We start from the raw sequence: 11,205 nt of genomic DNA, 5'->3' as shown, positions 1-11,205 counted from the left end.
TTGAGTGTGGTAACCCAATCGATACCGGAGGTCCTCACCTTTTTAGCTCACGCCACGCTCACAACCTGTGTGGGAACAACATCTAGACCGCGTGTTCAGGCTCAAAAACCGGTGCTTGACCCAAAATCTCCGTCGAATTGGTTTGACCGCGCGCTCGGAATCGCTCAGCGGGCGCACGGGAGTCCGGGGCCGCCGGCCTCGGGCGGCGTGCGGTGCTGCCACTGCAGCCTCCGTTCGAGCTGCGCACCGAGCGCCAGTAGCGTGGCCTCCCCGCCCGGCCGGCCGATCAGCTGCACTCCCATCGGCAGTCCAGCCCCGGTTTCGGCAACGGGCAGCACGATCGCGGGCAGTCCGCTCACGTTGACCATGGACGTGAACGGGGTGTACTGCACCTGCTGGGCGAAGTTGCGCTCCCCGTCGACCGCGTCGTACCAGCCCAGCGGGCGCGGCGTGAGCGCGAGCGCCGGGGTCAGCACCGCGTCGAACCGGGACAACTGGCGGATGAACGACCGCTCGTAAGCCGACAGGGCCGTGAGCGCCTGAGCCAGATCCCGAGCGGACAGCTCCCGGCCGCGGTTCATCAGCCAGCGGGTGAGCGGCTCGAGCAGCTTCTCCTGCTCCGGGGTGTCGGCGGGGATGCTCGCAGCGCCGGCCTGCCAGATCGCGCGGAACGCCGGCACATAGCTGTCGTCGGGCTCGAGCGCCGTCTCCTCCAGGCCATGGCCCATACTCGCGAACCCGTCGACGGCCACCATCAGGGCGGCCAGCGCCTCGGGAGCGATCTCGATCGGGTAGGCGTCATCCCAGGCGGAGGTTGTCATCACGCCGAGCTGGAACCGGCCCTCGCCGCGCACGGCGGCGGCCAGCAGAGGTGCATCGTCGCCGGGGGGCCGGAGCGAGTACAGGTGCTGCGGATGCCCGCCTCGCGGCGCGATCATGGCGTCCAGCAGCAGGGCGGCATCCGCCACCGTCCGTGCCAGCGGTCCGGCCACGCTGAGACCGCCGAGCGTGTTGATCCCGGACGACGAGGGCACCCGGCCACGCGACGGTTTCAGGCCGACGAGACCGCAGGCTGCCGCGGGGATCCGCACCGAGCCGCCGCCGTCGGAGCCCGGAGCGAAGGGAAGCAGCCGTGCGGCGACGGCCACCGCCGCCCCGCCGCTGGAGCCGCCCGCGCCCCGGGAGCGGTCCCACGGGTTGCGCGCGGGCGGCCCGGCCAGCGTCTCGGTGTACGACGGCAGCCCGAACTCGGGCGTGCTGGTCTTGCCGAGGCTCACGCCGCCAGCCGCGTCCAGGGCGAGCACGAGATCGTCGGACTCGGCCGGCACGTAATCCTGCATCAGCCGCGATCCGAACCGGGCCGGCACGCCGGCGCGGCTCTGCAGGTCCTTGTCGGCGAAGGGCAGACCCCAGAGCGGCATGCTGCGCGGCATCAGCTGCTCGACGAAGCGGGCCCGCTTCCGCGCGGCATCCGCTGTCACGCTCACGAACGCGCCGAGGCCAGAGTCCTGAGCCTCGATCCGGCCCAGGTAGTGCTCGGTCAGCTCGGTGGGGCTGATCTCACCGCGCTGCAGCGCCTGCCATTGTTCGAGAGCGGTCAGTTCATGCGGAGCGGCCATCCCCCGAGCCTAGCCAGCCGGGATGCCGGGCATCGGCGCGACGGAGCGGCGAGACGCTCAGCGGCGCGACGCTCAAGAGTGGGACAGCCCGGTCAGCAACGCCTGGAACGCCCGCGGCGCGGCGCGGAGAACGGATGCCGCCGCCCACGACCCGGCCCACGGCAGCAGCTGCGCGACGTTGATGATCTCGTACTGCACGAGCGACCCGGCCTCCTCCTCGGGCAGCACCTGGTACTCGCCGCGGTACCACCAGCCGCGCCGCAGCACGAGTCGGCGTCGGTCCCGGTCGGTGTGCACGTTGCCCCCGCCGGCCGCCCCCGAGGCCATCGCCGTCACGAGCCGGTTGAACACGGCGTCGGGGCCGGCCTCGAGGTGTCCTGCGAACGAGCGCAACACGATGTGGCGCTCGGGCAGGGTGGGCAGGGCATCGGTCATCCCTCGATTTTAGGCGCCCGCCGGCCGCAGGCTCGCCGCTGCGCCTATTTGAGGCTCTTCTGCAGGAGCACGGTGCCGAGCCAGCGGTCGAACTTGTAGCCGACCTTGCCCATCCGGCCGATCTCCGCGAATCCGAAGTCGAGGTGCAGCTTGATCGACGCGTCGGCGCCCTGGTCGGCGACGACCGAGATGATCTCCTTGAGCCCGGCCGCCTGGGAGCGCTCGATGAGTTCGCCGAGCAGCATCCGGCCCAGTCCCTTGCCGGTGGAGGCCGCTCCGAGGTAGATCGAGTTCTCGACCGTGAACCGGTAGGCGCGTTTCTGCTTCCACGGGCTGACCAGGGCGTAGCCGAGCAGCTGGCCGGCCGGGGAGACGGCCACGATGAACGGCATCCCGAGCTTGCCCAGATAGTAGAACTTGCTGCGCCACTCGGCGAGGGTCATCGGGTCGACGTCGAAGGTGACCGTGCTGTTGGCGACGTAGTAGTTGTAGACCTCCCGGATATACGGCAGATCGGTGATTTGGGCCTCACGCATGGTGAATCCGAACGGCGCCTCTTCCGCGGGCGTCGGTCGAAGGTGCCGGGGCAATTGCCGACGCGGCTGGTATTCCTCTTCAAGCACAGCTAACTCCTCCAGAGAGCTCCAGATTACCCGAGGGACCAGTCCACCGGGGCCGCCCCGGTGCGGCCGAGGTACTCGTTGGCCCGGCTGAACGGCTTTGAACCGAAGAATCCGCGCCTGGCCGACAGCGGGCTCGGGTGCGCGGACTCGATCACCGGCGTGTCCCCGAGGAGCGGCCGCAGCGTGCCGGCATCCTTCCCCCACAGGATCGCCACGAGCGGCCGGTCCCGGGCGACGAGGGCGCGGATGGCGTGCTCGGTCACGCTTTCCCAGCCGCGGCGCCGGTGCGACCCGGCCAAGCCGGCCTGCACGGTGAGTACGCGGTTGAGCAGCAGCACCCCCCGCCGCGACCACGGCGAGAGGTCTCCGGTGGCGGCGGTGACGCCCACGTCGTCGTGCAGCTCCCGGCAGATGTTCGCCAGGCTGCGCGGCAGCGGCCGCACGTGTGCCTCGGTCGCGAAGGCGAGCCCGATCGGATGTCCCCGGGTCGGGTACGGGTCCTGGCCGACGATGAGCACCCGCACGGCATCGAACGGCTCGGCGAAGGCGCGGAAGACGTTCTCCGGGGCCGGTAGCCAGATACGGCCGGCCAGAGTCTCGGCGCGCAGGAGCTCCGCCATCCGGTCGATCTCCGGCCCCACCGGCGCCAGCGCCTGGGCCCAGCCAAGATCGATGGCCCGGCTCTCGGTCAGCGCCGCGAGGGTGACGGGCATGATGCTCGGCTCAGGCCCCGAAGGTGCTCACGAGCACCCCGCCGTCGGCCTCGCTGACCCGCCAGACACTGCCGGCTCCGACGACGCTGAGCGCGCCCTCGCCGACGACCAGCGCGGTGTTCTCGTCGACGGCCAGGCCGCCGTCGATCAGGCCGGCCTCGGTGGCCGCGACCAACCGGGACAGCGTGCCCCACTGGGCGGCGTGCACCTCCACGGTGACGTCGAGCAGCCCGATGCCGGGTTCAACGGTGATCTCGTCGAGCCCCTCGGCGGCGTGTTCGCCGCTGACCTCGACGCCGCCCATGCGCCAGCCGCCGATCAGGGCACGCTCGGCCGCGATCATCGCGCCGGCAGAGAATCCGAGATAGGGGATGCCGGCGGCCACCTGACGACGGATCTCACCGAATATCGGGGCCACGGCGACCAGGTAGGCGGGGGTGACTCCGCCGCCGACCAGGATTCCGTCGGCCTCGGACACAGCGGTCAGGGCGAAGACGTCGCCCGGGGCGACGACGGTGACCTTCGGCTCGAACTCGCCGGCCGCGGAAACGGCGGCGACCAGGTTCGCGGCGTGGTCGGCGGCGTCTTCGGAACGCACGACGAGGATCGCGATGCCAGGCTCCGCGCGGCCTGCCACGACTCCGCGCGCCGTGGCCTCGGCCAGGAAGGGTCCGAAGACGGCCGCGTCTGTCCGGGGGTTCCAACCGCCGCCGACCAGGTGCACGCTCACAGCAGGGCGCCCCGGGCCACGAGGGGCAGGCTGGCGGCGAGCAGGCTCGCGACAGGCAGGTCGTCATCGAGCTGTGCGCCGCCCGGCAGGCTCGCACCGGTGAGGCTCTCCGCTACGGGAGGCAGCGAGGACCAGGGGAACACGATCCAGCGGTCCGTTTCACACCAGGTGAAATCGGGCACCAGCACGGTGCGAGGCTTCGTGTACAGGGTGGCGGTGCGCACCTCGCAGGCGGTTTCCCGCAGCAGCGCGACGACCATCGCGAGGGTGTGCCCGGAGTCGGAGACGTCGTCGACGAGCAGCACCCGCAGGCCGGTCAGTGACGGCGCGTCGAGCATCGGTCCCGACAGGACCGGCACGGGGAGGCGCTCGTCGACGCCGGTGTAGAACTGCACGTTGATGCTGCCGCAGTTCTTGGTGCCCAGCGCATACGACATGGCGCCGGCGAGCAGCAGCCCGCCGCGGGCGATGGCGATCACGACATCCGGCTGGAAGCCGCTCGACAGCACCGCCTTCGACAGCTGGCGGGACGCGTCCGCGAACACGTCCCAGCCCAGCACTTCCCGCTCAATTCCGGTCACATCACGTGCAGCGTCGTCCGCGTCGAATCCCATTTCCCAATGGTAGGTCACGGCGCGGTCACGATGAGCTCAGGCCAGGTGCCGCTCCTCGTGGCCGTTATAGAGCGAGAGCGGCCGGATCAGGGCATTCGATGCGGTCTGCTCGATGATGTGCGCGGTCCACCCGGTCAGTCGCGCCGCGACGAAGATCGGCGTGAAAGTGAGGGTGTCGAATCCCATCAGGTTGTACGCCGGTCCCGACGGGTAGTCCAGGTTGGGCAGGATGCCGGTGCGCGTCGTCATCCCCGCCTCGAGGGATTCGTAGAGCTCCAGCAGGTCCGGCCGGTCATAATGCTCGACCAGGGTGACCAGCGCGGTGCGCATGGTCGGCACCCGCGAGTCCCCGTGCTTGTACACCCGGTGGCCGAAGCCCATCACCTTCCGCTTTGCGGCGAGGGTCTCATTCAGCCACGCCTCGGCGCGCTTCCCGGCGCCCAGGCCGAGCCCGATTTCGTCGAAAATGTGCATCACGGCCTCGTTCGCCCCGCCGTGCAGCGCGCCCTTGAGAGCCCCGATCGCTCCGGTGACCGCGGAGTGCAGGTCGGACAGGGTCGAGGTGATCACGCGGGCGGTGAACGTCGACGCGTTGAAGGAGTGCTCCGCATACATGATCATGGACACATCGAACGCGTTCACGACCACGAGTTCGGGCACCTCGCCGAACGTCATGAACAGGAAGTTGGCCGAGTAGCCGAGGTCGCTGCGCGGTTCGATCAGCTCGAGGCCGTGGCGGCGGCGCTGGTCGTAGGCCACGATCGCCGGCATCTGGGCCCAGAGCCGCAGGCCCTTGGCACGGTTGGCCGCCGGCGACGCGTCGGCCGCATCGGGGTCGTTCGCGCCGATCAGGCTGACCGCCGTGCGCACGACGTCCATCGGGTGCGCCGTCATCGGCAGCTCGTCGATGACGCGCTTCACCGCAGGAGTCAGGTGCCGGAGGGAGCGTTCCTGCTCTTCGAATTCGCCCAGCTCGACGTCGGTCGGCAACTCGCCGTGCCAGAGCAGGTAGGCCACCTCCTCGAAGCTCTTCTGTGCCGCGAGTTCCTGCACCGGGTAGCCCCGGTACAGCAGCGAGTTCGATTCGGGGTTGACCTTGGACACCTGCGTATGGTCGACCACGACGCCGGCGAGGCCCTTGTAAATGGTCGGTTCGTTCTGACTCATGTCGCTCCCTTGCGTTGAGACTGGATCTGCGTGCGGGGCCGGGCTGCTACGAGGCAACATCCGGGTTGAGGGTGAAGTTGAAGACGCCGGAATCGAAGTGGCTGTACGACTCGTAGTCGAGCAGCTCGTAGAGCCTCGCCCGGTGCTGCATCTCCGGCAGCAAGCCGGTCAGTGAGCCCTGCGCCTCGATGGTGTCGAGGCCGCGTTCGGCCGCCCCCATCGCGAGGCGCAGCAGGGACACCGGGAAGATGACGATGTTCATGCCGACATCCGCCAGCTGCTGGGTCGTGTAGAGCTCGCCCTTGCCGAACTCGGTCATGTTCGCCAGCACCGGCACGTCCACGGCGGCGCGGATGGCCGCGAACTCGGCCAGGGATGCCATCGCCTCCGGAAAGATCGCGTCGGCCCCGGCGTCGACGAGCTTCTTCGCCCGGTCGACCGCGGCAGCCAGGCCGTCGACGGCACGGATGTCCGTGCGCGCCATGATCAGGAAGTTCGGGTCGCGCCGGGCGTCGACGGCCGCCCGGATGCGCTTGGCCGCCGTGTCGTCGTCGACGACCTGCTTGCCGTCGAGGTGACCGCAGCGTTTCGGATTGACCTGGTCCTCGATGTGCATGCCGGCCAGGCCGGCATCCTCGAGCGTCTGGATCGTGCGTGCCACGTTCATCGGCTCGCCGAAGCCGGTGTCGGCGTCCACGATCGTGGGCAGGTCGCTCATCCGGGCGATCTGCTGGCTCCGGCCGGCCACCTCGGTGAGAGTGGTCAGGCCGATGTCGGGCAGACCCAGGTCGGCCGAGAGCACCGCGCCGGAGATGTACACCCCTTCGAAGCCCTTGGCCGCGATCAGTCGGGCCGAGAGCGGGTTGAACGCACCGGGGAAGCGCAGCAGCCGGCCGCTCGCCAGGTCCTTGCGGAACGCGGCCCGCTTGGCGGCCGGGCTGACTTTCGAGTACAACATCAGAAGATTCCGTTCGGGGTGGGAAGTGAGGCGAGCAACCCGTTACGGCCCACGATGGTGAGCTGGCCGAGCTCCCCGGCGCCAAGCCGCGGCAGGCGTTCGGCCGCGGCGAGGAAGCGCACGATCTCGCCCTCCTCGACCACGTCGGCCGCGAGGGTGCGGAACTTGTGCACGTATTCGGCCCGCCCGAATGGCTTCGCGCCGAGCGGATGGGCGTCGGCGACGGCGATCTCGTCAACGACCCGGCTGCCGTCGGTGAGCTCGATCTCGACTCGACCGCCGAAGGCCTTCTCGGCCGGGTCGAGCGAGTGGTACCGGCGGGTCCACTCGCTGTCTTCCGTGGTGGTCACCTTGTTCCAGAGGGCGATCGTGTCGGCCCGGCCGGCGCGTTCGGGCCGGTAGGAATCCACGTGGTGCCAGCTGCCGTCTTGCAGGGCGACCGTGAAGATGTACGGGATGGAGTGGTCGAGGGTCTCCCGGCTGGCCGTGGGGACGTACTTCTGCGGGTCGTTCGCGCCCGAGCCGATCACGTAGTGGGTGTGGTGGCTGGTGTGGATGACGACGGATACGACGTTGGCCGGATCGGACAGGGCCGGGTGCTCCCGGTGCAGCTTCCGGGCCAGGTCGATCCACGCCTGCGCCTGATACTCCGCCGAGTGTTCCTTCGTGTAGCTGTCCAGGATGGCGCGCTTGGCTTCACCATTCGACGGCAGCGACACCTCGTAGGCGGCATCCGGCCCGTCGAGCAGCCAGGCGATCACGCCGTCTTCACCCTCGTAGATCGGGGTGGGGCTGGTTTCGCCGCGCATCGCGCGGTCGACCGCCTCCACCGCCATCTTGCCGGCGAAGGCCGGGGCGTGTGCCTTCCAGCTGGAGATCTCGCCCTTCCTGGACTGCCGGGTGGCCGTCGTGGTGTGCAGCGCCTGCCCCACCGCCTGGAAGATGGTCTCGGGGTCGAGCCCGAGCAGGGTGCCGATGCCGGCGGCCGCCGACGGGCCGAGGTGGGCCACGTGGTCGATCTTGTGCGCGTGCAGGCTGATGCCCTTGACCAGGTCGATCTGGATCTCGTAGCCCGTGGCGATGCCGCGCACGAGGTCGCGACCGGTCAATCCGCGGGCGGTGGCGAGGTGCTGGGCGACCGCGACGACCGGCGGGATGTTGTCGCCGGGGTGTGAGTACTCGGCGGCGAGGAACGTGTCGTGGTAGTCGAGCTCACGCACAGCGACCCCGTTGGCCCAGGCCGCCCACTCAGGTGACACCCGGCGGGAGCGCTGCTCACCGAACACGGTCGCCCCGACGCCGTTGAACGAACGCGGGTGCGCCAGCGCCTGCGAGCGGGCCGACACCACCGGGCGCCGGGTCAGCGACGCCGCGGCGACGGCGGCGTTGTCGATCACCCGGTTGACGATCATCTCGGTCACCTCGTCGCTCACCCCGACCGGGTCGGAAGCGACCTCGGCGATCTTCCAGGCCAGCTGGTCGGTGCGGGCAAGGTTCTCGTCGCTGCGGTGAACACGAACGTGGTGGAGCTGCACGGTGGATCCCTTCGATTGGTTCGATTGGTTCGATTGGTTCGATTGGTTCGAATAGTGCGGTCAGCGCGGTGGAGGCGATGGGTCGGCCGGAACGGCCGACGATCCCCGGAGGGTCGCGAGAACGCTGGTGAGGCTCTGGTGGAGGTGCACGTGCGTGGCGTGGGCGGCCAGCGACGAATCGCCCGCCAGAACGGCGTCCACGATGAGCAGGTGCTCGGCGGCGGCGCTTCGGAGCCGGTCCGGGTTGTCCCGGGCCAGGCGACGGATGCGGGCGAGGTGCGTGCGCACCCCGGCGAGCGCACCCACGAGGAAGGGGTTCGCCACGGCCACGTCGAGGGCCAGGTCGAACTCGTCGATCAGCTCGTAGTAGCGCCGTAGTCCCGCCTTGCCGTGCCGGAGCAGCTCCGGGGCCGCAAGGAACTGCGTGCGGAGAGCCTCGAAGACCGCCGGGTCGCGGCGCTCGGCGGCGATCCGGGCGGCGTGTTCCTCCAACGCCCGTCGCACCTCGTAGAGTTCCCCGATTCTGTCCACGCTCATCTCGGTGACCATGAACCCACGGCCGGTGCGGCCGGCCACCAGACCGTCGGCGATCAGCCGGGCGATCGCCGCGCGCAGAGGGGTGCGCGACACCCCGATCCGGGCGGCTTGCTCCACCTCGAGCAGCCCCGTGCCGGGCGCCAGGAGGCCGTCGAGAATCTCGCCGCGCAGCTGCCGGTAGGCGCGTTCACTTGCGCGAACCGGAGCCGTGGTCCCCGTCGTTGGGGTTTCTGTATACACAAATCACATGTTATTCCCTTATCGCGGGTTATGTGCCAGACTTCACGAATTCTATGTATACATAGGAACTTCAACGGAGAGGTTCGAATGTCAGGGAAAGCTTCGGCGGGGTATCACGACCTGTGGCAGAGAAGCATCGATGACGGCACGCGTTCGGCGTTCTGGCTGCAGGCAGCCCGGGCAATCGACTGGACCGTTCCGCCGACGGTGGCGCTGGAGGAACGCTTCCCCGGCGCCTGGCGCTGGTTCCCGGACGGCGAACTCAACACCAGCTACAACGCGCTCGACCGCCACGTGCTCGCCGGCCGCGGCGAACAGACGGCCGTCATCTACGACTCGGCGATGTCCGGCACCCGGGTGCGCCTGAGCTACCGCGAACTTCTGGGACGCGTCGAGCGCTTCGCCGGGGTGCTCCGCGCCAGCGGCGTCGGCCAGGGCGACCGGGTGATCGTCTACCTGCCGATGATCCCGGAAGCCATCGTCGCCATGCTGGCGTGTGCCCGCATCGGCGCCATCCACTCCGTCGTCTTCGGCGGCTTCGCAGCCAGCGAGCTCGCCGTGCGGATCGACGATGCGCGACCGACCGTGATCGTGACCGCCTCCGGCGGCCTCGAACCGGGCCGGGCGGTCGAATACCTGCCTCTGGTCGAACGCGCCCTCGCTCGCAGCAAGGGCTCGGTGCACACCGTCATCGTGCGCGACCGGGAGATGGTCCCCGGCTGCGCCGCCGACTACGCCGGCACCAGCGACGTGGCCTGGCTGGACTGGGCCCACGAGGAGAACGAGGCCTCCCCGGCCGCGCCGATCAGCCTTCGCTCCGACGACCCGCTCTACATCCTGTACACCTCCGGAACGACCGGCAATCCGAAGGGGATCGTCCGCGACAACGGCGGCCACGCCGTGGCGCTGGCCTGGTCGATGGCCAACATCTACAACGTCAAGCCCGGCGACGTCTTCTGGGCGGCCTCTGACGTCGGCTGGGTGGTCGGCCACTCCTACATCGTCTATGCCCCGCTGCTGGTCGGCGCCACCACGGTCATCTATGAGGGCAAACCGGTCGGCACCCCGGATGCCGGGGCGTTCTGGCGCGTGGTGGAGGACTACCAGGTGTCAGTCCTGTTCACGGCGCCCACGGCCATCCGTGCCATCCGCCGCGTCGACCCTGACCTGGTCGAACTGGCGGGGCACGACATCCAGAGCCTGCACGGGCTGTTCCTGGCCGGCGAACGCCTCGACCCGGAGACATACCACTGGGCCAATGACGGGCTGCACTGCCCGGTGGTCGATCACTGGTGGCAGACCGAGACCGGCTGGGCGATCTGCGCGAACCCGCGGGGCATCGCCGACATCCCGACGAAACCGGGCTCGGCCACGTTCCCGGTCCCCGGCTACGACATCGCCATCCTCGATTCCCAGGCCAAGCCGGTCACGAAGGCCGGCAAGGACGGCAACATCGCCATCCGCCTCCCGCTGCCGCCCGGCGCCCTGCTCGGGATCTGGGGCAGCGAAGACCGCTTCGAAAGCTCCTACCTGTCGGCTTTCCCCGGCTTCTACGCCACCGGAGATTCCGGCCACTTCGACGAGGACGGCTACCTCTATGTGATGGGCCGCACCGACGACGTGATCAACGTTGCCGGGCACCGACTGTCCACCGGCTCGCTCGAGGAGGTGCTCACCCTGCACCCCGCGGTCGCCGAGTGCGCGGTGCTCGGCGTGCGCGACCCTCTCAAGGGGCAGCGCGCGGCCGGCTTCGTCACGCTCAAGTCCGGGGCCACGATCGACCACGACACTCTCGGCGCAGAGCTCATCGCGCTGGTGCGGGAGCATGTCGGGCCGGTGGCCGCGTTCCGAGACGTGACCATCCTGGACAGGCTGCCGAAGACCCGGTCGGGGAAGATTCTCCGCAAGACCATCCGGCAGATCGTCGATGGCGAGGCCTACACCGTACCGCCGACGATCGAGGATCCCACGGTTCTCGACGCCCTCAAGCAGGCCGTGCATGGAGTCGGCCCGAACGCCTGAAGCACCAGTCGA

At 69.5% G+C, this 11,205-nt stretch carries 11 protein-coding genes; 1 reads left to right on the top strand and 10 read right to left on the bottom strand.

Annotation, left to right across the window (positions count from 1 at the left end):
* Positions 1-164 precede the first annotated feature (164 nt).
* The 10 genes from CXY79_RS04145 to CXY79_RS04100 all read right to left on the bottom strand — a co-directional run bounded on the left by CXY79_RS04145 (position 165) and on the right by CXY79_RS04100 (position 9,171).
* On the bottom strand, positions 165-1,619 hold the full coding sequence (locus tag CXY79_RS04145; protein ID WP_104099884.1) for an amidase: 1,455 nt from the start codon (positions 1,617-1,619) through the stop codon (positions 165-167).
* 72 nt (positions 1,620-1,691) lie between these two features.
* On the bottom strand, positions 1,692-2,054 hold the full coding sequence (locus CXY79_RS04140) for a hypothetical protein (RefSeq protein WP_104099883.1): 363 nt from the start codon (positions 2,052-2,054) through the stop codon (positions 1,692-1,694).
* A gap of 44 nt (positions 2,055-2,098) precedes the next feature.
* The gene (locus CXY79_RS04135) at positions 2,099-2,677 is read right to left on the bottom strand and encodes a GNAT family N-acetyltransferase (RefSeq protein ID WP_199186723.1); all 579 of its coding nucleotides are present in this window, start codon (positions 2,675-2,677) and stop codon (positions 2,099-2,101) included.
* Positions 2,678-2,703: 26 nt separating this feature from the next.
* Entirely contained in the window at positions 2,704-3,390 is a 687-nt protein-coding gene (locus CXY79_RS04130; RefSeq protein ID WP_104099881.1) for a uracil-DNA glycosylase, read from the bottom strand.
* A 10-nt stretch (positions 3,391-3,400) separates the two neighbouring features.
* Complete coding sequence (locus CXY79_RS04125) at positions 3,401-4,120, bottom strand: Type 1 glutamine amidotransferase-like domain-containing protein (RefSeq protein ID WP_104099880.1); 720 nt, start codon at positions 4,118-4,120, stop codon at positions 3,401-3,403.
* Positions 4,117-4,734: a phosphoribosyltransferase gene (locus CXY79_RS04120; protein ID WP_104099892.1), complete on the bottom strand. Its 618-nt coding sequence runs from the start codon at positions 4,732-4,734 to the stop codon at positions 4,117-4,119. The genes CXY79_RS04125 and CXY79_RS04120 overlap by 4 nt, the downstream gene beginning before the upstream one ends.
* A gap of 36 nt (positions 4,735-4,770) precedes the next feature.
* Positions 4,771-5,901, bottom strand: coding sequence for a bifunctional 2-methylcitrate synthase/citrate synthase (locus CXY79_RS04115; protein WP_104099879.1), 1,131 nt, complete (start codon positions 5,899-5,901; stop codon positions 4,771-4,773).
* 46 nt (positions 5,902-5,947) lie between these two features.
* Positions 5,948-6,859 (bottom strand): methylisocitrate lyase, encoded by a 912-nt coding sequence (gene prpB / locus CXY79_RS04110; protein WP_104099878.1) that lies wholly within the window; start codon positions 6,857-6,859, stop codon positions 5,948-5,950.
* Positions 6,859-8,394 (bottom strand): MmgE/PrpD family protein, encoded by a 1,536-nt coding sequence (locus CXY79_RS04105; protein WP_104099877.1) that lies wholly within the window; start codon positions 8,392-8,394, stop codon positions 6,859-6,861. Before CXY79_RS04105 ends, prpB begins: the two co-directional genes overlap by 1 nt.
* 60 nt (positions 8,395-8,454) lie before the next feature.
* Positions 8,455-9,171, bottom strand: coding sequence for a GntR family transcriptional regulator (locus CXY79_RS04100; RefSeq protein ID WP_104099876.1), 717 nt, complete (start codon positions 9,169-9,171; stop codon positions 8,455-8,457).
* An 87-nt stretch (positions 9,172-9,258) separates the two neighbouring features.
* Here CXY79_RS04100 and CXY79_RS04095 point away from each other — a divergent pair, with 87 nt between their 5' ends.
* Positions 9,259-11,193 (top strand): AMP-binding protein, encoded by a 1,935-nt coding sequence (locus CXY79_RS04095; RefSeq protein ID WP_104099875.1) that lies wholly within the window; start codon positions 9,259-9,261, stop codon positions 11,191-11,193.
* Positions 11,194-11,205: the final 12 nt, after the last annotated feature.

It is taken from the genome of Cryobacterium sp. M96 (genome assembly GCF_002929845.1).
Taxonomy (GTDB): domain Bacteria; phylum Actinomycetota; class Actinomycetes; order Actinomycetales; family Microbacteriaceae; genus Cryobacterium; species Cryobacterium sandaracinum.
The sequence above is the reverse complement of the archived record's forward strand: the minus strand, read 5'-3'. Positions and strand labels throughout refer to the sequence as shown.